19 protein-coding genes are annotated in these 22,308 nt (G+C 74.2%); 10 read left to right on the top strand and 9 right to left on the bottom strand.

What is annotated here, in order from left to right:
- Positions 1-104: 104 nt before the first annotated feature.
- The 6 genes from OG799_RS30360 to OG799_RS30335 all read left to right on the top strand — a co-directional run bounded on the left by OG799_RS30360 (position 105) and on the right by OG799_RS30335 (position 8,763).
- A complete protein-coding gene (locus OG799_RS30360; protein ID WP_406039958.1) occupies positions 105-908 on the top strand; it encodes a TIGR03084 family metal-binding protein in 804 nt (267 codons plus the stop codon).
- The gene (locus tag OG799_RS30355; RefSeq protein ID WP_406039956.1) at positions 905-2,593 is read left to right on the top strand and encodes an acyclic terpene utilization AtuA family protein; all 1,689 of its coding nucleotides are present in this window, start codon (positions 905-907) and stop codon (positions 2,591-2,593) included. Before OG799_RS30360 ends, OG799_RS30355 begins: the two co-directional genes overlap by 4 nt.
- Entirely contained in the window at positions 2,590-3,786 is a 1,197-nt protein-coding gene (locus OG799_RS30350) for an acyl-CoA dehydrogenase family protein (protein ID WP_406039954.1), read from the top strand. Before OG799_RS30355 ends, OG799_RS30350 begins: the two co-directional genes overlap by 4 nt.
- A gap of 56 nt (positions 3,787-3,842) precedes the next feature.
- Positions 3,843-5,444 carry an acyl-CoA carboxylase subunit beta gene (locus OG799_RS30345; protein WP_406039952.1) on the top strand — a complete coding sequence of 534 codons (1,602 nt, stop codon included), beginning with the start codon at positions 3,843-3,845 and terminating at the stop codon, positions 5,442-5,444.
- 128 nt (positions 5,445-5,572) lie between these two features.
- Positions 5,573-7,603 (top strand): biotin carboxylase N-terminal domain-containing protein, encoded by a 2,031-nt coding sequence (locus OG799_RS30340; RefSeq protein ID WP_406039950.1) that lies wholly within the window; start codon positions 5,573-5,575, stop codon positions 7,601-7,603.
- Positions 7,600-8,763: an acyl-CoA dehydrogenase family protein gene (locus tag OG799_RS30335; RefSeq protein WP_406039948.1), complete on the top strand. Its 1,164-nt coding sequence runs from the start codon at positions 7,600-7,602 to the stop codon at positions 8,761-8,763. The genes OG799_RS30340 and OG799_RS30335 overlap by 4 nt, the downstream gene beginning before the upstream one ends.
- A 175-nt stretch (positions 8,764-8,938) precedes the next feature.
- Here OG799_RS30335 and OG799_RS30330 read toward each other — a convergent pair whose 3' ends face one another.
- On the bottom strand, positions 8,939-10,171 hold the full coding sequence (locus OG799_RS30330; RefSeq protein WP_406039946.1) for a GH25 family lysozyme: 1,233 nt from the start codon (positions 10,169-10,171) through the stop codon (positions 8,939-8,941).
- Positions 10,172-10,570: 399 nt separating this feature from the next.
- On the opposite strand from OG799_RS30330, the gene OG799_RS30325 reads away from it, so the two are divergent.
- Positions 10,571-10,954 (top strand): hypothetical protein, encoded by a 384-nt coding sequence (locus tag OG799_RS30325; protein ID WP_406039944.1) that lies wholly within the window; start codon positions 10,571-10,573, stop codon positions 10,952-10,954.
- Here the strand turns inward: OG799_RS30325 and OG799_RS30320 are convergent.
- The 7 genes from OG799_RS30320 to OG799_RS30290 form a co-directional block, all read right to left on the bottom strand.
- Positions 10,941-12,455 (bottom strand): protein kinase domain-containing protein, encoded by a 1,515-nt coding sequence (locus OG799_RS30320; protein WP_406039942.1) that lies wholly within the window; start codon positions 12,453-12,455, stop codon positions 10,941-10,943. The two genes, OG799_RS30325 and OG799_RS30320, sit on opposite strands and share 14 nt — an antisense overlap.
- A gap of 30 nt (positions 12,456-12,485) precedes the next feature.
- Positions 12,486-13,010 carry a hypothetical protein gene (locus OG799_RS30315; protein WP_406039940.1) on the bottom strand — a complete coding sequence of 175 codons (525 nt, stop codon included), beginning with the start codon at positions 13,008-13,010 and terminating at the stop codon, positions 12,486-12,488.
- Positions 13,011-13,129: 119 nt separating this feature from the next.
- The gene (locus tag OG799_RS30310) at positions 13,130-16,702 is read right to left on the bottom strand and encodes an adenylate/guanylate cyclase domain-containing protein (RefSeq protein WP_406039938.1); all 3,573 of its coding nucleotides are present in this window, start codon (positions 16,700-16,702) and stop codon (positions 13,130-13,132) included.
- Positions 16,699-17,535, bottom strand: coding sequence for an MBL fold metallo-hydrolase (locus tag OG799_RS30305; protein ID WP_406039936.1), 837 nt, complete (start codon positions 17,533-17,535; stop codon positions 16,699-16,701). Before OG799_RS30305 ends, OG799_RS30310 begins: the two co-directional genes overlap by 4 nt.
- A 121-nt stretch (positions 17,536-17,656) precedes the next feature.
- Positions 17,657-18,118, bottom strand: a complete 462-nt coding sequence (locus OG799_RS30300) for a RidA family protein (RefSeq protein WP_130329714.1) — start codon at positions 18,116-18,118, stop codon at positions 17,657-17,659.
- Positions 18,119-18,203: 85 nt separating this feature from the next.
- The gene (locus OG799_RS30295; protein ID WP_013289021.1) at positions 18,204-18,359 is read right to left on the bottom strand and encodes a DUF4177 domain-containing protein; all 156 of its coding nucleotides are present in this window, start codon (positions 18,357-18,359) and stop codon (positions 18,204-18,206) included.
- 52 nt (positions 18,360-18,411) lie between these two features.
- Entirely contained in the window at positions 18,412-18,753 is a 342-nt protein-coding gene (locus OG799_RS30290; RefSeq protein ID WP_406039933.1) for a hypothetical protein, read from the bottom strand.
- A 217-nt stretch (positions 18,754-18,970) separates the two neighbouring features.
- Here OG799_RS30290 and OG799_RS30285 point away from each other — a divergent pair, with 217 nt between their 5' ends.
- From OG799_RS30285 to OG799_RS30275, 3 genes are read left to right on the top strand one after another with little or no spacing between them, the layout of a single operon-like run.
- Entirely contained in the window at positions 18,971-19,636 is a 666-nt protein-coding gene (locus tag OG799_RS30285) for a hypothetical protein (protein ID WP_406039931.1), read from the top strand.
- A gap of 26 nt (positions 19,637-19,662) precedes the next feature.
- Entirely contained in the window at positions 19,663-20,628 is a 966-nt protein-coding gene (locus OG799_RS30280; RefSeq protein WP_406039929.1) for an ArsA-related P-loop ATPase, read from the top strand.
- Between the two features lie 54 nt (positions 20,629-20,682).
- Positions 20,683-21,834 carry an ArsA family ATPase gene (locus OG799_RS30275; protein WP_406039927.1) on the top strand — a complete coding sequence of 384 codons (1,152 nt, stop codon included), beginning with the start codon at positions 20,683-20,685 and terminating at the stop codon, positions 21,832-21,834.
- A gap of 10 nt (positions 21,835-21,844) precedes the next feature.
- Here OG799_RS30275 and OG799_RS30270 read toward each other — a convergent pair whose 3' ends face one another.
- On the bottom strand, positions 21,845-22,165 hold the full coding sequence (locus OG799_RS30270; RefSeq protein ID WP_406039925.1) for a WhiB family transcriptional regulator: 321 nt from the start codon (positions 22,163-22,165) through the stop codon (positions 21,845-21,847).
- Positions 22,166-22,308 lie beyond the last annotated feature (143 nt).

Below are 22,308 nucleotides of genomic sequence, written 5' to 3'. Positions count from 1 at the left end.
GAGACCGGGCCGCCGGACGCGGCGGCGCCGGCGACCGGCGGCCCGGGACCCGAGCGGCCCTGACCCCACGCCCTGACCGGCACACACCCCAGCCCGGAGGCACCATGGTCGACCTGACCGCACTGCTCGCGGATCTCACCGCCGAGTCCGACCAGCTCGACGCCCTCGTCGCCGCGCTGCCACCGGAGGGCTGGGCCCGGCCGACCCCCGCGCCCGGGTGGACGGTCGGCCACCAGATCGCCCACCTGGCCTGGACCGACCATGTGGCCCGGCTCGCCGCCACCGACACCGACGCCTTCTACGCGTCGGTCCTCTCGGCGCCCGACCCGGCCCGGCTGGTCGACGACGGCGCCGAGTCCTTCCTCGCCCCGCCCGCCGAGCTGCTGGCCCGCTGGCGGGACGGCCGGGCCGCGCTCGCGACGGCCCTCGCCGCCGTGCCGCCCGGGCAGAAACTGCCCTGGTACGGCACCCGGATGTCGCCCGCCTCGATGGCCACCGCCCGGATCATGGAGACCTGGGCACACGCCGAGGACGTCGCCGACGCACTCGGCGTCGGCCGGACCCCGACCGCCCGGCTGCGGCACATCGCCCACCTCGGCTTCCGCACCCTCGGCCACGGCTTCGCCGCCCACGGCCGCGCGGTGCCGACGGCGCCGGTGCGGGTCGAGCTCACCGCGCCCGACGGCGACACCTGGACCTTCGGGTCGCCGGACGCCGCCGACCGGGTCACCGGGCCTGCGCTGGACTTCTGCCTGCTGGTCACCCAGCGGCGGCACCGGGCCGACCTGGCCCTGGTCGCCACGGGCCCGACCGCCGACGAGTGGCTGGACGTCGCCCAGGCGTTCGCCGGGCCACCGGGCGCGGGGCGGGAGCCGTCCACCGCCAGCGGAGCGGGGACCCGGGCATGAGCGGGGTGCTGCGGGTCGGCAACGCCTCCGGCTTCTACGGCGACCGGTTCGCCGCCTGGCGGGAGATGCTCGACGGTGGCGAGCTGGACGTGCTGACCGGGGACTACCTGGCCGAGCTGACCATGCTGATCCTCGGCCGGGACCGGCTGCGCGACCCCTCCCTCGGGTACGCCAAGACCTTCCTCCGCCAGCTCGAAGGCTGCCTCGGCACCGCGCGCGACCGGGGGGTGCGGATCGTGACCAACGCCGGTGGGCTCAACCCGGCCGGCCTGGCCGCCGCGATCGGCGCGCTCGCCGACCGGCTCGGCCTCACCGTCCGGATCGGGTACGTCGAGGGCGACGCCCTGCCGCGCCCGGACGCACTCACCGCCAACGCCTACCTCGGCGCGTTCGGCATCGCCGCCTGCCTGGACGCCGGGGCGGACGTGGTGGTCACCGGTCGGGTCACGGACGCCTCGCTGGCGGTCGGGCCGGCGATCGCCCGGTTCGGCTGGGGCCGGGACGACCTCGACGCGCTGGCCGGGGCGACCGTGGCGGGGCACCTGATCGAGTGCGGGGCGCAGGTCACCGGCGGCAACTTCAGCTTCTTCACCGAGCTGCCCGACGGCGGCCACCGGCCCGGCTTCCCGATCGCGGAGATCCACCCGGACGGCTCGTCGGTGCTCACCAAGCATCCCGACACCGGCGGCGCGGTCACCGTGGAGACGGTCACCGCGCAACTGCTGTACGAGGTGGGTGGGCCGGCGTACCTGGGGCCGGACGTGGTGGCCCGGCTGGACACGGTCACCCTGACCGCCGACGGGCCGGACCGGGTACGCGTCTCCGGCGTCCGGGGCGCCCCACCGCCGGACACTCTCAAGGTGGGCGTCAACAACCTGGGCGGGTTCCGCAACTCGATGACGTTCGTGCTCTGTGGACTGGACATCCCGGCCAAGGCGGCCCTGGTCCGGGGGCAGCTCGAGGAGGCGGTCGGCAAGGAGGGGCTGGACTTCAGCCTGGCCCGCACCGACCACCCGGACGCCACCGACACCGAGGCGGCGAGCGCGCTGCTGCACGTACACCTGCGCGACGGCGACCGGGCGCGGGCCGGGCGGGCCTTCTCGGCGGCCGCGGTGGAACTGGCGCTGGCCTCCTACCCGGGCTGCACGCTGACCACCCTGCCCGGCGACGCCGCGCCCTACGGCGTGTTCACCGCGGACTTCGTGCCGCAGGACGCGGTCGCCCACGTCGCCGTGCTGCCCGGCGGCGAGCGGGTGCCGATCGCCCCACCGCTGCGCACGGGTTTGCAGGGGCCCCCTGTACAACACGAGGCGTCAACAGGGGGCCCCTCCTTGCCGGCGGCCCGGCGGGGGCCGCTCGGCGAGCTGGTCGGGGCCCGGTCCGGGGACAAGGGCGGTGACGCGAACCTGGGCGTCTGGGCGCGGACCGACGAGACCTGGGCCTGGTTGCGCGGCTGGCTCACCGTGGAACGGCTGGCCGAGCTGCTGCCGGAGACCGCCCCGCTGACCGTCGAACGGTACGAGCTGCCGAACCTGCGCGCGGTCAACTTCGTGGTCCGGGGGCTGCTCGGGCCGGGGGTGGCCGCCTCCACCCGGTTCGACCCGCAGGCCAAGGCGCTGGGCGAACTGCTCCGCTCCCGCGTCGTCGACCTGCCCGCGCAGCTCACCCCGGGGGTGCCGGCATGACCATCGTGGACATCCCGGAGCGGCGCCAGCTCCGCGAGCTGACCCGGGCCTTCGTGACCCGGGAGGTGCTGCCGCACCTGGCCGGCTGGGAGCGGGCCGGCGAGGTGCCCCGGTCGCTGCACGAGACGGCGGCGAAGGTCGGGCTGCTCGGCATCGGCTTCCCCGAGTCGGTGGGTGGCAGCGGGGGCGACCTGCTCGACTCGATCATCGTGACCGAGGAGATCATCCGCTCGGGCGGCTCGTCCGGGTTGATCGCGGCCCTGTTCACGCACGGCATCGCGCTGCCGCACATGGTCGCCGCCGCCGGCGGCCGGGCCGGGGGCGTCCTCGGCGGCCGGCTCGGCGGTGGCCAGGCCCCGCGGGACGACGACCTGGTCGAGCGGTACGTCCGTCCCACGCTGGGCGGGACGATGATCGGCGCGCTGGCGATCACCGAGCCGGACGGCGGCTCCGACGTGGCGAGCATCCGCACCACCGCCCGCCGGGACGGCGACCACTACGTGGTGAACGGATCGAAGACCTACATCACCAGCGGGGCTCGGGCCGACTTCGTGACCACCGCGGTCTGCACCGACTTTCCCGGCAGTGGCGAACTCAGCCTGCTGGTGATCGACAAGGGCACGCCCGGGTTCACCGTGGGACGCCGGCTGGAGAAGCTGGGCTGGCACTGCTCGGATACCGCCGAACTCTCCTTCGTCGACGTCCGGGTGCCGGTGGCGAACCGGATCGGCGAGGAGAACACCGGCTTCCTGGCGATCATGCAGCATTTCGCCGCCGAGCGGCTCTCCCTCGCCACGCAGGCGTACGCGACCGCGCAGCGCTGCGTCGAGCTCGCCATGACGTGGTGCCGGGACCGATCCACCTTCGGCCGACCGCTGGCGAGTCGACAGCTCGTCCGGCACCGGCTGGCCGAGATGCACACCCGCGCCGAGGCGGCCCGCGCCTACGTGCACGAGGTGGCGGCCCGGGTCGCGGCGGGCGAGCCGGTGGTGACCGAGGTGGCGATGGCGAAGAACGTCGCGGTGGCCGCCTGCGACCACGTGGTGGACGCGGCCCTGCAACTGCACGGCGGCTTCGGCTACCTGCGCGACGCCGAGGTGGAACGGCACTACCGGGACGCCCGGATCCTCGGCATCGGCGGCGGCACCACCGAGATCATGAACGAGATCATCGCGAAGGGCATCGGCCTGTGAGTGCGAGGAGTGAGCCGGGTCTGCGAGCCCCGCAGTCACGAACGGAAAGGGGCCCTGTGACCACACTGGACAGCGCGATCGACCCGTCCTCGCCGGGCTTCGGGGCCAACCGCGAGGCGCTGCGGGAACGCCTCGCCGAGCTGGACGCCGCGCTCGACCAGGCCCGCGCCGGTGGCGGCGAGAAATACGTGGCCCGGCACCACAAGCGCGGCAAGCTGCTCCCCCGGGAGCGGATCGAGCTGCTGCTCGACCCGGACAGCCCGTTCCTGGAGCTGTCCCCGGTGGCCGGGTACGGCACCGACTTCCCGGTCGGGGCCAGCGTGGTCACCGGCATCGGGGTGGTCGAGGGCGTGGAGTGCCTGGTCGTCGCCAACGACCCGACGGTACGCGGCGGCGCGGTGAACCCCTGGTCCCTGGCGAAGACCCGGCGGGCCGGCGAGATCGCCCTGGCCAACCGGCTGCCGATGGTCAACCTGGTCGAGTCGGCCGGGGCGGACCTGCCCACCCAGGCGGAGATCTTCATCCCGGGCGGGCGGGTGTTCCGCGACCTGACCCGGCTCTCCGCGGCGAAGATCCCCACGGTCAGCGTGGTCTTCGGCAACGCCACCGCCGGCGGCGCGTACGTCCCGGGGATGTCCGACTTCACCATCATGATCCGCGAGCGGTCGCAGGTGTACCTGGCCGGGCCGCCACTGGTGAAGATGGCCACCGGCGAGGTCACCGACGACGAGTCGCTCGGTGGTGCGGCGATGCACGCCAGCACGTCCGGCCTGGCCGACTTCCTCGCCGAGGACGAGCGGGACGGCATCCGGCTGGCCCGGCAGTGCGTACGCAGGCTCAACTGGCGCAAGCAGGGCCCGCCGCCGCGCAACCCGGTCCCCCAGCCGCCCCGGTACGACCCGGAGGAGCTGCTCGGCATCGCCAGCGCCGACCTCAAGGTGCCGTTCGATCCCCGCGAGGTGCTGGCCCGGGTGCTGGACGACAGCGAGTTCGACGAGTTCAAGCCGGGCTACGGCACCGCGCTGGTCACCGGCTGGGGGGAGTTGCACGGGTACCCGGTCGGGGTGCTGGCCAACGCCCGGGGCGTGCTGTTCAGCGAGGAGGCGCAGAAGGCGACCCAGTTCATCCAGCTCGCCAACGCCGCCGACACCCCGCTGATCTTCCTGCAGAACACCACCGGCTACATGGTCGGCACCGAGTACGAGCAGCGCGGCATCATCAAGCACGGCGCCCTGATGATCAACGCGGTGTCGAACTCGACCGTGCCGCACCTGACGGTCAACCTGGGCGCGTCGTACGGCGCCGGCAACTACGGCATGTGCGGCCGGGCGTACGAGCCGAGGTTCCTGTTCACCTGGCCGAACGCCAAGTCGGCGGTGATGGGACCGGCGCAGCTGGCCGGGGTGCTGTCGATCGTCGCCCGACAGGCCGCCGCGGCCCGGGGCCGCGAGTACGACGAGGACTCCGACACCGCGATGCGGATGATGGTCGAGCAGCAGATCGAGTCCCAGTCCGGGGCGCTCTTCCTCTCCGGCCGGCTCTACGACGACGGGGTCATCGACCCCCGGGACACCCGTACCGCCCTCGGGCTCTGCCTGTCGGCGATCCACAACGGACCGGTGAAGGGCGCCGACGGCTTCGGCGTCTTCCGAATGTGAGGGCCGGTGAGCGCGAGGAACGCAGCGAAGCGGAGTCCCGCAGTCGCGAACGAAAGGCAGGCACCCGTGAGCGCGAGGAACGCAGCGAAGCGGAGTCCCGCAGTCGCGAACGAAAGGCAGGCTCGGTCATGATTCGAAAGCTTCTCGTGGCCAACCGGGGGGAGATCGCCCGCCGGGTCTTCGCGACCTGCCGGACGCTCGGCGTGCAGACCGTCGCCGTGCACGCCGACGCCGACGCCGACGCGCCCTTCGTCGCCGAGGCCGACCAGGCTGTCCGCCTGCCGGGGAACACGCCGGCCGAGACGTACCTGCGGATCGAGCTGATCCTGGACGCGGCCCGCAAGGCCGGCGCGGACGCCGTCCACCCGGGCTACGGCTTCCTCGCCGAGAACGCCGAGTTCGCCGCGGCGGTGACCGACGCGGGCCTGACCTGGGTGGGACCGCCGGCCAAGGCGATCGCCGCGATGGGCGACAAGATGGCGGCGAAGGCGCTGCTCGCCGACGCGGGCGTGCCGATGCTGCCGACCTGGACCGACGCGGACGAGATCACCGACTTCCCGGTGCTGGTCAAGGCGTCCGCCGGGGGCGGCGGGCGCGGGATGCGGGTAATCCGCGACGCCGCCGGGTTGGCCGAGGCCGTGGCCTCCGCCCGCCGCGAGGCGGCCGCCGCGTTCGGCGACGGCACGGTCTTCATCGAGCGGTACGTCGAGCGCGGCCGGCACGTCGAGGTGCAGATCTTCGGCGACAGCCACGGCGCGGTGGTCGCGCTCGGCGAGCGGGACTGCTCGATCCAGCGCCGGCACCAGAAGATCGTCGAGGAGGCCCCGGCGGTCCTCCCGGCGGACGTGCGGCAGCGGCTGCACGCGGCGGCGGTGGCCGCCGGCCGGGCCGTCGACTACGTGGGCGCCGGCACGGTGGAGTTCCTGCTCGCCCCCACCGGGGACTTCTTCTTCCTGGAGATGAACACCCGGCTCCAGGTGGAGCACCCGGTCACCGAGGCGGTCACCGGGCTGGACCTGGTCCGGCTGCAACTGCTGGTCGCCGAGGGCGAGCCGCTGCCCGTCGCGGCGACCCCGCCGGCCGACGGGCACGCGATCGAGGTACGCCTCTGCGCGGAGGATCCGGGCCAGGGTTTCCGGCCGGCCACCGGCACTCTGCACCGCTTCGCGGTCCCCGGGGTGGCCGGCGGGTTCGTCCCGACGAAGGGGCTGCGGCTGGACTCCGGCGTGGTGGACGGCTCGGCGGTGGGCGTGCACTACGACTCGATGCTGGCCAAGTTGGTCGCCTGGGCGCCGACCCGGGCCGAGGCGGTGCGGGCCCTCGCGGGCGCGCTGGCCCGGGCCGAGCTGCACGGCGTCGCCACCAACCGGGACCTGCTGGTCCGGGTGCTGCGCAGCCGCGACTTCGGCGCGGCCGAGATCGACACCGGCTTCCTGGACCGGCACGACGAGGTCTTCGCCCCGCTGCTCCCCGCCGACCAGCTGCCCCTGGCGGCACTGGCCGCCGCGCTCGCCTCGGCGGCGGCCCGTCGGGCGGCGGCGACGGTGCTGGCCGGACTTCCGTCCGGATGGCGGAACGTGCCGGCGTTCCCCCAGGTCACCCGCTACGTCGGGCCGGACGGCGAGATCGAGGTCCGCTACCGGCTGGACCGGACCGGCGGGTTGGCGGAGTGGTCCAGCGTCCCACCGCTCGCCGCCTGCGGTACAACGGCCGGGAGCGGCGAGGCGGCCGACGGACCGGCCGCCGGAGAGCCGTCGACTGTGAAGCTGGTGACGGTCACCCAGGGCCGGGTCGTGCTGGACGTGGACGACGTGCGGCGGGTGTTCCGCGTACACCGGGTGGGGTCGGAGGTCTTCGTGGACGGCCCGGACGGGGCGGCGAGCCTCGCCGAGCTGCCCCGCTTCCCGCTGCCCACCGCGGAGGTGGCCGCCGGGTCGCTGCTCGCGCCGCTGCCCGGCGCGGTGACCCGGGTGCACGTCGAGGTCGGGCAGCGGGTCGCCGCCGGTGAGCTGCTGCTGACCCTGGAGGCGATGAAGCTCGAACACCCCGTGCTCGCCCCGGCCGACGGTGTGGTCGCCGAGCTGCCGGTCCCTGCCGGCGGCCAGGTCGACACGGGCGCCGTGCTGGCCGTGGTCAACTCCGAGGAGGACCCGCGATGAACTTCGACCTCACCCCTGAGCAGGACCAGCTCCGCGACGCCGTCCGGGCGCTGGGCCGCCGGTACGGCCACGGCTACTTCGTCGAGAAGGCGAAGGCCGGCGAGCACACCAGCGAGCTGTGGCACGAGGCGGGCCGGCTCGGCTACCTCGGCGTCAACATCCCCACCGAGCACGGCGGCGGGGGCGGCGGCATCACCGAGCTGGCCATCGTCTGCGAGGAGCTGGCCGCGGCGGGCTGCCCGCTGCTGCTGCTGGTGGTCTCCCCCGCGATCGCCGCCACCGTGATCGCCCGGCACGGCACCGACGAGCAGCGCAAACGCCACCTGCCCGGGCTGGCCGACGGCTCCCAGAAGATCGTCTTCGCGATCACCGAGCCGGAGGCCGGCTCGAACTTCCACCGGCTCGGCACGGTGGCCCGCCGCGACGGCGACGACTGGCTGCTGTCCGGCCGCAAGTGCTACATCTCCGGCGTCGACGAGGCGCAGTACGTGCTCGTCGTCGCGCGGACCGGGGACGCGTCCACCGGCAAGCTCAAGCCCGCCCTGTTCATCGTGCCGACCGACGCGCCGGGGCTCACCCGGTCCAAGCTGGACATGGAGATCCTGTCGCCGGAGAACCAGTTCCTGCTCTACCTGGACGACGTGCGGCTGCCCGCCGACGCGCTGGTCGGCGAGTCGCTGGACGCCGGTTTGCCGGCCCTCTTCTCCGGGCTCAACCCGGAGCGGATCACCGTCGCCGCGATGGGTGCCGGCACCGGCCGGTACGCCATCGATCGGGCCAGCGAGTACACCGCCACCCGGAAGGTCTGGGGCGGCCGGAGCATCGGCTCGCACCAGGGGGTGGCGCACCCGCTGGCGCACGCCGCGGTGCAGGTGGAGCTGGCCCGCCTGATGATCCACAAGGCGGCCACCCTCTACGACGCCGGCCGCGACCTGGAGGCCGGCATCTCCGGCAACATGGCCAAGTACGCCGCCGGCGAGGCCGCCGCGCTGGCCGTGGACACCGCGGTGCAGGCGCTCGGCGGGGCCGGCATGACCACCGAGTACGGCGTCGCCACGCTGCTCGGCGCGGTCCGCGCCGGCCGGATCGCACCGGTCAGCCGGGAGATGATCCTCAACTTCGTCGCCCAACACGTGCTCGGCCAGGAGAAGTCGTACTGACTGCGTTTGTCTGAAGATCTTGGAAGGAAACGGCCCCCGGAAGGGCCGTTTCCTTCCAAGATCTCGTCTGGGTTCCGTCAGCGGCGGCGGGTGAGGTCCTGCAGGCGCCGAATCTGGTAGGACAGCACCCGGCCCTGCCCGAGGGACAGGATCATGTCACGGCCGCTTTCGCTGCTCACGAGGTGGAGAGTTTGTCGAACTTCTCCCACGGGCCGATCGCCGTCCGGTTGGCGATCAGCGGCTTGGCCCCCGCGCTCTCCGCCACCACGTACCTGCCGTTGGCGTTGGCCCGGAGGCTGATGGTGCCGTCCGAGTTGTTGATGACCGTGAACTTCTCCCACGAGCCGATCGCCGTCCGGTTGGCGATCAGTGGCAAGGCGCCCCCGCTCTCCGCCACCACGTACTTACCGTTGGCGCGCGAGCGGAGAGCGACGAAACCGCCGCCCGCATCGATCATGTCGAACTGCTCCCACAGCCCGATCGCGGTCCGGTTGGCGATCAGCGGCTTGGCTCCGGCGCTCTCGGCCACGACATAGCGGCTGTTGGCTCGGGCGCGGAACGCGACCGGCGCCGCGGCCGCCGGAGCGCCGGTGAGTCGGGTGAGGGCCGCGTAGTCGCCGTTGAACACGTTCTGGCTGTAGTTCGCGGGCTGGCTGGGGTCACCGGCTGCGTACTGCCAGATGGTCTCCTTCGTCCAGCCGGCCGGCAACGGCGGGCGGGTGGCCGTGTAGCCGGCGATGTCCAGCGGGTGATCGCCGAAGGACGCGTCGTTGCCGGTGCACGGGTTCCAGAAGTTGGTGTTGGTGTAGATCATCGGCACCCGACCGATGCGTGTCTTGACCTGGTCGCTGAAGGCCCGGATCCAGTTGGAGAACTCGGTCGTGGTAAGCCCGTAGCAGGTGGGTGCGCCACTCCAGTACGGCCACTCGATGTCCACCATGGGTACGAGCGTCTGGCTGTCCTTGGTGAACTGCGCGTTGTCGATGAAGAAATTCGCCTCGGTGATCGGGTCGCGGCTGTCCGGGCGCGCGAAGTGGTATGCACCGACGAGCAGCCCGGCCGCCTTGGCCGCACGGTAATCCTCGGCGAAGTAGGGGTTGAGGTAGGTCCGCCCCTCGGTCGCCTTGATGTACGTGAACTTGTACCCGTTGGCCGCCACGGCCGGCCAGTCGATCGGGCCGAGGTTGTGGTCGTGGCTCGAGACGTCGATGCCTTGGATCGTGTAGCCGGCCGGGGTGGTGGCGCTCGCCGACAGCGAGCTCGTGCGCAGGCCCGGCTTGACTCCGGCGTTCGCCCGTCCACCACCGTCGGGAGTGGAGCCGGCCGCATTCACCGGTTGTGCCGTGCCGATCGCCGCGCCGAGAGCCAGCCCGGCAGAAATCAGTACAGAAATCAATTTTCTTGACATGATAGGTCGCGAATCTCCTTGGTCGGGAAGTCGACGACCGCCGGTCGCGGATGGCGGATCACGGCGTCAGAACACGCATCGCATTCGGCCGAGGGGATCGGCCGGAGCGGGATGCGGTCGTACTCTAACCCGACGAAGTGCCTGCGTGGTGTCCCGGAAGGCTCAGGTCTGCTCGCCGGTCCGGGCGGGTACCCGGCAAGGAGGGCCCGCGTGGAAGCGGTGCGGCCCGTCCGGGAATGGGCCGGGGTACGGCGGGCGCCCGATCGCCTGCCGTACCCCGAGGTCCGTCAGCGGACGGTCAGCGCGCCGACCACGGGCAGCGTGACCAGACGGCCCGCCGCCAACCCGGCGAACCGGTCCTGCGGTTGACAGCCGGGTGACCTGGGCCATGCTTGTCGGGTGAGGTTGTTCCCCAAGCCCGACGCGCGCTTCCGTGCCGCCGCCGCGACGCTGGCCCCGGTCGCCCTGCTGGTGGCCATGCTGATCTGGCGCCCGGACGGCATCCTGGCCGTGCTGCTGGCGCTGGTCCTCGTGCTGCTCGCGATGACGGCGGGCGTGGCCGTGACCGCGGCGCGGGAGAGCGCCGCCGCCACGCCGGCCGTCCCCCAGCAGCCGTCCGGCCAGCCGCTTCCGGCCGGCTACGGGGTGGACGCCGACACGCTGGAGGCGCTGGACCCCCGCGCGGTGCGCGACCTCCGGGGACTGGACGCGGACACGCTGGAGGCGCTGGACCCGCGCGCGGTGCGGGACAGCCGGACGGTGAACGGGCTCAACGACCGGTGAGCGTCGGCGCGGCGAGCGCATCCACGCCGCGCCCGGCCAGACAGCGGTAGGTGTGATCGCCGCCCGAGTCGACCGGCGGCAGCACCTCCAGGTTCCACCCGGCCTGAGGGCGGAGGCCGCTGGTGAGCCGGAACGTGCGGGCGCTGCACACGTCGCGGACGACGGGGTCGGCGCTGATCGCCGCGTGCCCCGCCCCGACCAGCGCGGCCGGCAGGTCCCCCTCGGCGTAGGTCTCCCAGGTGTGCCGGCCGTCGCAGGGGACCCGGGCCGCCTCGGCCCGCGTGCCGCGCAGCCGGACCGGCCCGAAACACTCCAGCTCGGACGCACAGCGGGCGCCCGCCGGCAGCGCGACGCCGGCCGAACCGACCTGACAGCCCGGCAGCACGCCCGACACGCCGACCCCGGTGGCCACCGGCGTCGGCGACACAACGGCCGGCGCGCCCCCGGCGAGCCACGCGCCGGCGCTGGCGGAGGCGCCCAACGCGAGGACCCCGGCGCCACCGAGGAACCACCGCCGCCGCCACCGCCGCCCCGGCGTCGGCACCGTCGGGTGCGCGTCGTCCGTCGGCGGGCGCTGGGCCGGCTGCCCCGTCCGGCCGACGGTGAACGGACCGGAGGCGCCGCCGCTGACCGGGATGCCGGAGACCGGCGCACCGGAGACCGGCGCGGCGCCCGGGTCGAGCGGCAGCGCGGCGAGCAGCCCGCGCAGCTCGACGGCGGACGGCCGCTCCCCCGGGTCGTTGGCCATCCCCGCCCGCAGCACGTCGACCAGCTCCTCCGGCACCCCGGACAGCCCGGGGATCGGCTGGTGGAACATCTCCAGCACGGTGACCAGGCTCGGGTTGCGCTCGGACTGCCAGCGCGGCGGTCGGCCGTGCATCACCGCGTAGAGGGTCGCGCAGAGCGCGTACACGTCGACCGCCGGTGAGGGTGGGCTGTGGCTGAACATCTCCGGCGGCGCGTACGCCGGGGTGAGCACCTCCAGGGTGACTGAGGCGTCCCGCACCTCGGCCAGCACCGCCAGCCCGAAGTCGGCGAGCACCGCCGGGTTGAAGTGCGAGAAGAGGATGTTGGCGGGCTTGACGTCCCGGTGCAGCACCCCGGCCGCGTGCGAGTGGGCGAGCGCGTCGGCGAGCTTGACCCCGAGGTCGCGGGCCTCTGCCGGGCCCAGCGGCGAGGTCCGCATCCGCTCCGCGTACGACCCGTCGCAGAGTTCCATGATCAGATAGGGATGCTGGTCGACGGTCACCCCGACGTCGAAGAGGTCGACCACGTGCGGGTGCGACGACATCTTCCCCGCGGCCCGCGCCTCACGCAGGAAGCGCGCCTGGTCCCGCTCGCTGTCCAGGGTGCGGTTCTCCACCTTGACCGCGACCTCGCGCCCCACCGAGATCTGGGTGGCCCGGTAGACGGTGGCGTAGCCGCCCCGGGCGAAGACCTCCAGATCGGTCAGACCGGGCACGATGGGCAGCCGGCGGGCGCCGGGCGGGGTGTCGGTCACGGCTCGAAAATACCTGTCTCCACCGTCGGCTCAGTGGACCGGACCAGCCGCTGGCGCGCTACCTGCGGCATCGTCCGCCGCCACCGGCCCGGCCGAGGCGTCGCCGTCGGTCGGGTCGGCCCGCTCAACCGGATCGATGCCGTCCCCCACCGGGGCGGCGCGGCGGGCGTCCCACCAGAGGCCGGCCGCGGTGGCCACCGCGCCCAGCCCCTCCCAGGCGGCGACCCCGAAGAACCGGCCCGGGGCGATGCCGGAGAGCACCGCGATGCTGAAGACGGTGAACGTGACCAGCCGGAACACCACCGTGAAGCGGTAGAACGGCCGCCACTCCGTGGCGGTGGCGAGCAGGTAGTAGACGCCCATGTTGAACGAGGCCATCGAGGACGCGGTGAGGAACGTGCCGGTGTAGTCGCCGGGCGCGCGGGTCGCCGGCACCTCGAAGCCGAGCAGCCGCAGCTGCGTCTCCGGCCAGATCAACCCGAGCGCGCCCAGCAGCAACGCGAGGACGCCGAAGACGGCCATCGTCCAGCCGGCGCCGGAGCGCGGCAGCCTCATCTGTCCTCCCTCACCCACGAGCGGGACCGTGAAACGGCCCCGTCGGAGACACACGCTAGCCGTCACCCCCGACGCCCACATCCCCGGAACCGCCAAACCTCCGGCGGTCCCGGCGCGGGTCAGGCCAGGGCGAGGCGGGCGCGGAGGGCGTCCGCCGCAGCGCGTTCGCTGCGCTGCTCGGTGGCGTACGCCAGGCGTACCGCCTCGTCGGCGCTGGCCAGCGCCTCGACCGGGCGACCGCAGGCGGCCAGCGCCTCGGCCAGCACCATCGCGGCGACGACCTGGCTGCGGACGTCCTCCGCCGGGGCGGCCACCGCCCGCTGCGCCCAGTCCAGCGCCTGCTCCAGCTGGCCGTGGGCGAGCAGCGCGGACGCGTACCGGGCCATCGTCTGCCGGCGGGAGAAGAGCAGCGACGGGCTGTTCGCGGCGGCGGTGGCGACCGGGGCGAGCAGCCCCACCGCGGTCGCCGAGTCACCCGCCGCGAGCCGGGCCATCGCGAGCAGCACCCGCGGCCCCACCTGCGCGGGGGCCTGCGGGTTGTGCGGCTCGACCGTGGTCAGCACCGCACGGGCGCTCCGCTCGGCGGTGGCGCAGTCGCCCAGGTCCAGCGCCACGAAGCCGCGCAGCGTGCCGGCCATCCCGGTGAGCAGCGGGTGCGACGTCCGGTCGGCGTACGCGAGCGCTTCGGTGAGCAGGTCGGCCGCGTGCTCCGACTCGCCCAACCCGCGCGCCACCACACCCCGGACCACCAGGGCGAAGCCCTGCCCCCAGTCGTCGGAGACCTCGGCGAACTCCCGGTACGCCTGCCGCGCCGCCCGGTCCGCCTCGGCAAGCTCACCCAGCTCGGCGGTGGCGTACGCCTCGACCGCGCGCAGCGTGCCGACCGCCCACGCCTCGCCGACCCGCTCCCCGAACGGGAGGAAGACCTGCGCCAGCCGGCAGGCCTCCCGCAGCCGGCCGGCGAGCAACCGGGCGAACGCGGTGGTGCCGCGCAGCCAGGCCCGCCCGTACGGGTCCTTCAGCTCGGCGAAGAGCCGGGCGGCCCGGCCGAGCACCGCGTCGGTGCCGGCGAAGTCGCCCCGGGTGGTGGTCACCCAGGCCAGGTTCTGCAGCGACCAGGCCTGCCCGCGCGGGTCCTTCGCGGCGAGGCTGACCTGGTATGAGGCGGCGAGCCGGCTGCTCGCCTGACCCAGCCGGCCGGCGATGAAGTCGGCCATCCCGAGCCGGCGCATCGCCGAGGCGCGCAGCGTGGGCAGCTCGCCCGCGGTGGCCACCTGCAACGCCTCCTGCCAGCTGCACTCCGCCCGGGCCTGGTCGCCGAGAGTCTGGTGCGCCTGCCCCGCGAGCAGCAGGGCGCTGCCGCGGGTCGGCGCGTCCCCGGCGTTGGCGGCGATCTTCTCGGCGAAGGCGAGCGCGTCGGTCGGGCGGCCGATCTGGAGCAGCGCCCGGGCGTGCACCACCCGGTCGGCCGGCGGGACGCCGTCGCGGGCCAGCTCGGCGGCGCGCTCGGCGTACTCGACGGCGAGGGCCGGCTCCCCGGCGCGCAGCGACCGGCGGGCGGCCCGGCCCAGCGCGGCGACACCGAGCGGGACGACCGCGCGGGCCGGCGCGTCCGGGCGCAGCTTGACCGCGTCGGCGAGCGCGGCGGCCCGCTCGACGTGCTCGGCGACGAAGTCGTCGCGGGCGGTCCCGGTGAAGCCGCCGGGCGTGCCGCCGGTCGGGTCGGCGGCGAAAGTCTCGGGGGCGGCCCAGCGGACCAGCGCGGCGTGCCGCTCGGCCAACTCCGCCTTGCTCACCCCGGCGTACGCGGCCTCCCGCATCAGCGGCGTCGCGAACGCGTACCCGGTGCGGGTGCGGTGCAGCATGCGGCGTTGCAGCAGCTCCTCCACGGCCCGGTCCAGCTCGACCGCGACCACCGCCGCCGGGCGGCCGTCCCGCCCGGCGCGCTGCTCGCGGAGCGCCTCCAGGGCGCCGGCCGGCACGGTGTCGCCGACCACCGCCGCGTCCCGCAGCACCGAGCGGGCGTCCACCGGCAGCGCGTCGATGCGGGCCGCGAGCACGGCGGCCAGGTCCCGGGAGAGCAGCCGGCTGCCCAGCGAGCCGGGGACCAGCCGCCAACCGGCGCCCGCGCCCGCGGTCAGGGCGCCGCGCTCGCGCAGCAGGGTGACCAGCTCGGCCAGGTAGAACGGGTTGCCCTGGGCGGTGGCGAGCAGCCGGTCCGCGTCGGCCGGCGGCAGCTTCCCGCCGCTGAGGTAGCTGGTCAGCAGCCGGGCGGCGTCGGCGCCGCGCAGCGCGGGCAGCGCGTGCACCTCGGCGTCCGCGACCCGGGTCAGCGCCCCGGCGGTACGCACCAGCTCGGGGCGGCCCAGCAGCAGCACCAGCACCGGGCCGGTGAGCCGGTTGAGGGTCAGCGCGAGCGCCTTGATGGTCTCGGCGGTGGCGTCGTGCAGGTCGTCCACCACGATCACCAGCGGCGCCTCGACGGCGAGCCCGCTGAGCAGCCCGGCGACCGCGTTCGGCACCGCCTCGGCGTCCGGGGGCGGGGCGGCGGCGTTCCACTCGCCGTTCTCGGCGGCGGCGGGCAGCTCGGCGTACCCGAGCAGGGCCAGGAGCTGGTCGGTGGCGAGCGGGGGCGGGTCGCCGGGGAGCCGGCCGAGCCGCTGGCCGAGCCGGCGCAGCCGCTCCTCCACGGCCGGTCGGGTGAGCGCGGTGGCCGCGTCGCTGGGCAGGCCGACGGCCGCCCGGACCAGGTCGGCCAGCGGGGCGAGCCGGCGTCGTTCGCCGAACGCGGCGCAGCGGACGGAGAGCACCCGGGCGCCGGTGTGCGCGGCGTACCGGCCGGCGCCGACGTCGTAGCCGGCGGCGAGGCGTTCCACCTCGGCGGCGAACCGGGACTTGCCGATGCCCGCCTCGGCGGTCATCAGCAGCACCCTCGGCTCGCCCCGGTCGATCACCTCGGCGAGCCGGCCGGCGACCCGACCGATCTCGGTCTCCCGGCCCACGAAGGGCGCCTCGTCGCCGAGACCGGATCGGGTGCCCGGGGCGTCCAGCAGGCCCAGCAGCTCGAACGCCTCGACCGGCTCGCGCTTGCCCTTGAGCCGCAGCGGGCGCAGCGCCCGCCAGGAGGCGACGTGGCGGGTGGCGGCGGAGGTCCGCGCCCCGGCGTAGACCGCGCCGACGGCGGCGGCGTCGGCGAGCCGGGCGGCGGTGTTCACCGTGTCGCCGATGACCGTGTACTCGATGGCGGCCTGGATGCCGGCGATCACGTCGCCGGTGTTGAGGCCGACCCGCAGGCCGAGGGGCGCGCCACCGCCGCGCTCGTCGTCGAGCACCCGGCGGACCGCCCGCTGCATGGACAGGGCGGCCCGGACGGCGCGTTCCGCGTCGTCCTCGTGGGCGACCGGCGCGCCGAAGACCGCCATGATCCCGTCGCCGGTGAGCTTGTCGACGTGCCCGCCGAAGGTCTTCACCGCGCCGGCGAGCGCGGCGAGCACCCGGTCGGTGACCGCGCCGACCCGTTCCGGGTCGAGGTCCTCGGACCAGGAGGTGAAGTCGGAGAGGTCGCCGAAGAGCACGGTGACCACCCGCCGCTCGGCGGCGGGCAGCGTGGCGGCGGCCGGCAGCGCCGCCCCGCAGTTGTGGCAGAACCGGGCGCCGGGCACGGCGACGGTTCCACACACCGGGCAGGTCACGGCTGCTTCAACTCCGCACCCCCGGCGCCGGATTCCCGGGGGTCGACCCCGAGGTACTCCAACTGGGCCCGGACCGACCATTCGGCGGCCCACTTCAGCGACCGGTCCACGTCCGCATAGACCCGCTCGACCACCTCCGGCGCGGTGGTGGCGCCGGCGGCGACCGCCGACCGGACCTGGTCGAGGCGGGCCCGGCGGTGGGCAAGGTAGAAGTCCGCGGCGGCGCCGCAGTCGGCCAGGGCCGGGCCGTGGCCGGGCAGCGCCGGAATCCCCCGGTACGTCGAGAGCAGTTCCAGGCTGGTCAGGTAATCGCCGAGGTGGCCGTCCGGGTGGGCGACCACCGTGGTGCCGCGGCCCAGGATGGTGTCGCCGGTGAGCACCACCCGCTCGTCGCCGTGCTCGACCAGGAAGCAGACCGAGTCGGCGGTGTGCCCGGGGGTGTCCAGCAGGCGGATCTCCAGGCCGGATCCACCGAAGCGCTCGCCGGATTCGGTCAGCGGCTCGCCACCGATGGTGTGCGCCGGGTCGGCGGCGAGGACGTGCGCGCCGCCGAGCAGCTCGTGCAGGCGGGCCGAGCCCTCGGTGTGGTCCGGGTGCCCGTGGGTGATCAGCACGAAGCCGACCGGACCGTGCGCGGCGACGGCGGCCAGATGTTCCTCGTCGGCCGGGCCCGGGTCGACCACCACGGCCGGTTCGCCCGGGGCCGCCCGCAGCACCCAGGTGTTGGTGCCGTCGAGGGTCATCGGCCCCGGGTTCGGTGCGCGTAGCAGCGTCACCCAGGAGGGCAGCTCGTCGGCGAGTGCCGCCGCCGCCCCCGTCACACGCCCGGTCATGGCTGCGATCGTACGACTCCACCCGCCGGTCCCCGCGATCTTGCAGGCCCGGCCCCTGATTCGTGCCCGTTCGGGGCTTTCACGCAGGCGCGAACTGCAAGATCGCGGGTACGAAGCGAAGTCAGGCGACCTCGACGATGACCTCCACCTCGACGGGGGCGTCGAGGGGGAGTTCGGCGACGCCGACCGCGCTGCGGGCGTGCCGGCCGGCCTCACCGAAGACGGCGCCGAAGAGGTCGGAGGCGCCGTTGATCACGCCGGGCTGGCCGGTGAAGCCGGGCGCGCTCGCCACGAAGCCGGTCAGCTTGACGATCTTGACGACGTTCTCCAGGCCGACCAGCGAGTCGATCGCGGCCAGGGCGTTCAGCGCGCACCGCTGGGCGAGGTCCTTCGCCTGCTCGGCGGAGACGCCGGCGCCGACCTTGCCGGTGGCGAGCAGTTTGCCCTCCGCCATCGGCAGCTGGCCGGAGACGTAGACGTGCTGCCCGGACTGGACGGCCGGCACGTAGCTGGCCACCGGCGGCACCACCTCGGGCAGGCTCAGGCCCAGCTCCGCGAGCTTCGCGTGCGGTCCGTTGCTCATGCCGCCACCTCGCTCCGCTCGGCGGCGCCATGAGGCACCCGCGCGCTCAGCCCGATGATTCGCTCGCTGCGCTCGCTCATGGCCCTCAGCCCTTCGGGCGCTTCAGGTAGGCGACAAGCTGCTCCGGGTTCGGGCCGGGAACCACGGAGACCAGCTCCCAACCGTCCTCGCCCCAGTTGTCGAGGATCTGCTTGGTCGCGTGGACCAGCAGCGGGACCGTGGCGTATTCCCACTTCTGCATCGGGTGAAGGCTCCCTTGCCTGGCATGGACACTTTCCAGGCACAGACTACGGTCAGGACGGCGACCTGGGCGCGGGACGCTGCCCGGGGGTCACCGGCAGCTCACCGCAGGGACCGTCGTGGTCGTAGCGCTGCGGGCACCGGCTGCGGCCGGGCAGCAGCAGGTCGCAGCAGACCCGGTGCCGGTTGTTCTGGTCGTCGGCGGTGGAGACCGTCGTCTCGCCGGCGTCCAGCTCGCTGAGGAAGCCCAGCGAGATGGCCACGGTGCCGGCCAGCGCGGTGGCCGCCGCCAGGTTGGCGACCCGGACCGGCAGGCGGATGACGTAGCCGGGCTCCTCCTCGTCGCGGCCCCGGTCGGTAGGACCGATCGACCGTCCCGGCAACGGGACGCGCACGCGTGATCACCTTCAGTCATGCGACACATGGCTCGTCCTGGAATGCGACGGCCGTTCACGTCCGCCGGTGGTGAGGTCCCGCGGGGCCACGCGGGGCTGGCAAGTCGCCCATCGACCGCTACCCTTCCGGTCGACGGGCGACCCACGCCCGCCCACCACGCTCGATCACCCGTCCGTCGCCTGGGGCGGCGACGGCGCCGCACCCCGGGGGAAAGACATGACCCAACCGCCCATCGGTGGCGCCACCGGCTCGCCCGACGGCCCGTCCCGCGCGGAGCCGCCGGCCGGCGCCGTGCCGGCCCCCGGCATGTTCCCGCCGCCGACCCCCGGCGCGTTCCCGCCGCCGACCCCCGGTGCGTTCCCGCCGCCGCCGGCCCCGGGCGCGTTCCCGCCGCCGCCGGTCGCGGGCTACCCGCCGTACCAGGGCCCGGGGGCGCCGAAGAAGCGGCGCGGCCTGCTGATCGCCTCGATCGTGCTGGCCGCGGCCGTCCTGCTCTGCGGCGGCGGCGGCACGGCGGCGTTCCTGACCCTGCGCGACACCGAGGGCGGCCAGGGCGCCAAGGAGCCGGCGGTCGCCGTGGACGGCTTCCTCACCGCCGTCTACAAGGACCGGGACGCCAGGAAGGCGGCCACCTTCGTCTGCTCCGCCTCGCGGGACGACAAGAAGATCGCCGGCAAGGTCGCCGAGGTGCAGAAGTACACGACGGAGTACCAGAACCCGCGGTTCCGGTGGACCACCCCCAAGGTGGACAACCAGACCGGCGACCGGGCCACCGTCACCACCAAGGTCACCATGACCACCTCCGACGAGAAGGTGGCCGACCAGGACCTGCGCTTCACGGTGGTGCGGAAGACGGGTTGGTGGGTCTGCGAGGTCGCCTGAGCCGGGCGGCTGGATAGGCTCGACGGGTGCGAGCAGCTGAGCAACGGTCCGAGACCTGGCCGGCCCGCCTTCACGTGGTGACCGGCAAGGGCGGCACGGGCAAGACCAGCGTGGCCGCGGCCCTGGCCCTCGGCCTGGCCGCCGGCGGCCGGCGCACGCTGCTGGTCGAGGTGGAGGGGCGGCAGGGCATCGCCCAGCTCTTCGGCACCGACCCGCTGCCCTACGAGGAACGGCACCTGGCCGACGCCCCCGGCGGCGGGGAGGTGCGGGCCCTGGCGGTGGACGCCGAGGAGGCCCTCCTCGAATACCTGGACATGTTCTACAAGCTCGGCGCGGCCGGCCGGGCGCTGCGCAAGTTCGGCGCGATCGACTTCGCCACCACCATCGCGCCGGGCCTGCGGGACGTGCTGCTGACCGGCAAGGTGAAGGAGGCGACGACCCGCACCAGCGGCCAGCGCCGGAGGTACGACGCGGTGGTGCTGGACGCGCCGCCGACCGGGCGGATCGGCCGGTTCCTCAACGTCACGGCGGAGACCGCCCGGCTGGCGAAGATGGGCCCGATCAAGACCCAGAGCGATGGGGTCTCCGCGCTGCTGCGCTCCCCCATGACGGCGGTGCACGTGGTGACGCTGCTGGAGGAGATGCCGGTCCAGGAGACGGTGGACGCGATCGGCGAGCTGACCCAGCTCGGCTTCCCGGTCGGCCGGGTGATCGTCAACGGCGCCCGGCCCCCGGTGCCGGCGGGGCGGGCGCTGAGCCAGGCCGAGCTGAAGCGGGGCCTGCTCGCCGCCGGCCTGCCGACCGACCGGGAGACCGTGGCCGGGCTGGCCGGGGAGGCGCGGGACCAGCAGGTACGCCGGGAGCTGGAGGATTCGCTCCGCGCCGAACTGGTGGAGCTGGGCCTGCCCCTGACCGAGCTGCCGCTGCTGCCGGACGGGGTGGACCGGGCCGGCCTGGAGACGCTGGCCACGGCCCTCGTCCGGGCGGATTGACTCACACCTGCGGCCGGCACGGAGCAGAGACACCCCCGAGCCCGATACGCTCGATTGGTGCCTTCCGAAGACGCGGCGCCACCGCTGGACGTCGACCAGATCCTCGCCGACCCCGGCGTACGGATCGTGGTCTGCTGCGGGGCGGGCGGAGTGGGCAAGACGACCACGGCGGCCGCGCTGGCTTTGCGTGCCGCCGAGCGGCACGGCCGACGGACGGTGGTGCTCACCATCGACCCGGCCCGGCGGCTGGCCCAGTCCCTCGGCCTGACCGAGCTGGACAACACCCCCCGCCAGGTCAAGGGCATCGACATCGAGGCCAGCGGCGGTGAGCTGCACGCCATGATGCTGGACATGAAGCGCACCTTCGACGACGTGGTGCTCCAGCACACCGACCCGGCGAAGGCTGCGGAGATCTTCGCCAACCCCTTCTACCAGGCGATGAGCTCGACCTTCGCGGGCACGCAGGAATACATGGCGATGGAGAAGCTCGGCCAGTTGCACGCCCGGGGCGAGTGGGACCTGATCGTGGTCGACACCCCACCTTCCCGTTCGGCGCTGGACTTCCTCGACGCCCCGGCCCGACTCTCCCGCTTCCTGGACGGGCGGATGCTGCGGCTGCTGCTGGCCCCGGCGCGAAGCGGGGGGCGGAGCATGTTCAGCCTCGTGACCGCCAGCTTCGGGATGTTCTCGAAGGTCGTGCAGAAGGTGATCGGCGCGCAGCTGCTCACCGATCTCTCCGGGTTCGTCGCCGCGCTCGATTCGATGTTCGGCGGGTTCCGGCAGCGGGCCGAGCAGACGTACCGGATCCTGCAGGCGCGGGAGACGGCGTTCCTGCTGGTGGCGGCGCCGGAGCCGGACGCGGTCCGGGAGGCCGCCTACTTCGCGGGGCGGCTGCGGGAGGAGCGGATGCCGCTGGCCGGCCTGGTGCTCAACCGGGTGCACCGCCCGGCCGTGACATCGCTGGACGCGGCGGAGAGCCTGGCCGCCGCGGCGCGGCTGGCCGAGCTCGGCGGCCACGAGGGCACCGTCGACGTGCTGCGGGCCCACGCCGCGCTGGCCCAGCAGGCGGCACGCGAGCAGCGGGTGGCGGCCCGGTTCACGGAGGCGTTCCCGGCGGTGCCGGCGGTGTCGGTGACGGCGCAGCCCGCCGACGTGCACGACGTCGACGGGCTGCGGACGATCGGCGCGGCGATCAGCCGGCCGTGAGGCGCGGCGGTCAGTTCGCGGCGGTCACCAGGACCTTGTCCTTGCCGGCCTTCTCCCTGGCGTTCTTCTTCATCGCGGCCTCGAACATCTTGCGCCAACTCGTCACCTGCGGGTGACGGCGCAGCAGCGCCCGGCGTTCGCGTTCGGTCATGCCACCCCACACCCCGAACTCGATCCGGTTGTCGAGCGCATCGGCCAGGCACTCGTACCGAACTGGGCAGCTCCGGCAGATCCTCTTCGCCACGTTCTGTTCGGCGCCCTGTACGAACAACGCGTCCGGGTCCCCGTTCTGACATGCCGCCAGCGACGGCCAGTCAGTGATCATGCCCATGTGTACACGTCCCCCCTTGCAGTACCTACCGACTTCGTGCGACCAGCCGTCGATTCCCCCCGGTCGTCCGGCCCGTTCCTTCCCCAAGGAGGCACGGACGACGTGTGGCTCTGTCGTCGCCACCATCATGCTCTGTAGTCGCA

Source organism: Micromonospora sp. NBC_00898 (assembly GCF_045207895.1).
Taxonomy (GTDB): Bacteria; Actinomycetota; Actinomycetes; order Mycobacteriales; family Micromonosporaceae; genus Micromonospora.
Note: the sequence above shows the minus strand (reverse complement) of the source record. Positions and strands in the feature narration are given on the sequence as shown.

Coding starts and splice junctions, on each gene's coding strand:
- OG799_RS30360 (WP_406039958.1), top strand. CDS start 105: ATGGTCGACCTGACCGCACTGCTCGCGGATCTCACCGCCGAGTCCGAC.
- OG799_RS30355 (WP_406039956.1), top strand. CDS start 905: ATGAGCGGGGTGCTGCGGGTCGGCAACGCCTCCGGCTTCTACGGCGAC.
- OG799_RS30350 (WP_406039954.1), top strand. CDS start 2,590: ATGACCATCGTGGACATCCCGGAGCGGCGCCAGCTCCGCGAGCTGACC.
- OG799_RS30340 (WP_406039950.1), top strand. CDS start 5,573: ATGATTCGAAAGCTTCTCGTGGCCAACCGGGGGGAGATCGCCCGCCGG.
- OG799_RS30335 (WP_406039948.1), top strand. CDS start 7,600: ATGAACTTCGACCTCACCCCTGAGCAGGACCAGCTCCGCGACGCCGTC.
- OG799_RS30330 (WP_406039946.1), bottom strand. CDS start 10,171: ATGTCAAGAAAATTGATTTCTGTACTGATTTCTGCCGGGCTGGCTCTC.
- OG799_RS30315 (WP_406039940.1), bottom strand. CDS start 13,010: ATGAGGCTGCCGCGCTCCGGCGCCGGCTGGACGATGGCCGTCTTCGGC.
- OG799_RS30305 (WP_406039936.1), bottom strand. CDS start 17,535: ATGACCGGGCGTGTGACGGGGGCGGCGGCGGCACTCGCCGACGAGCTG.
- OG799_RS30300 (WP_130329714.1), bottom strand. CDS start 18,118: ATGAGCAACGGACCGCACGCGAAGCTCGCGGAGCTGGGCCTGAGCCTG.
- OG799_RS30295 (WP_013289021.1), bottom strand. CDS start 18,359: ATGCAGAAGTGGGAATACGCCACGGTCCCGCTGCTGGTCCACGCGACC.
- OG799_RS30285 (WP_406039931.1), top strand. CDS start 18,971: ATGACCCAACCGCCCATCGGTGGCGCCACCGGCTCGCCCGACGGCCCG.
- OG799_RS30270 (WP_406039925.1), bottom strand. CDS start 22,165: ATGGGCATGATCACTGACTGGCCGTCGCTGGCGGCATGTCAGAACGGG.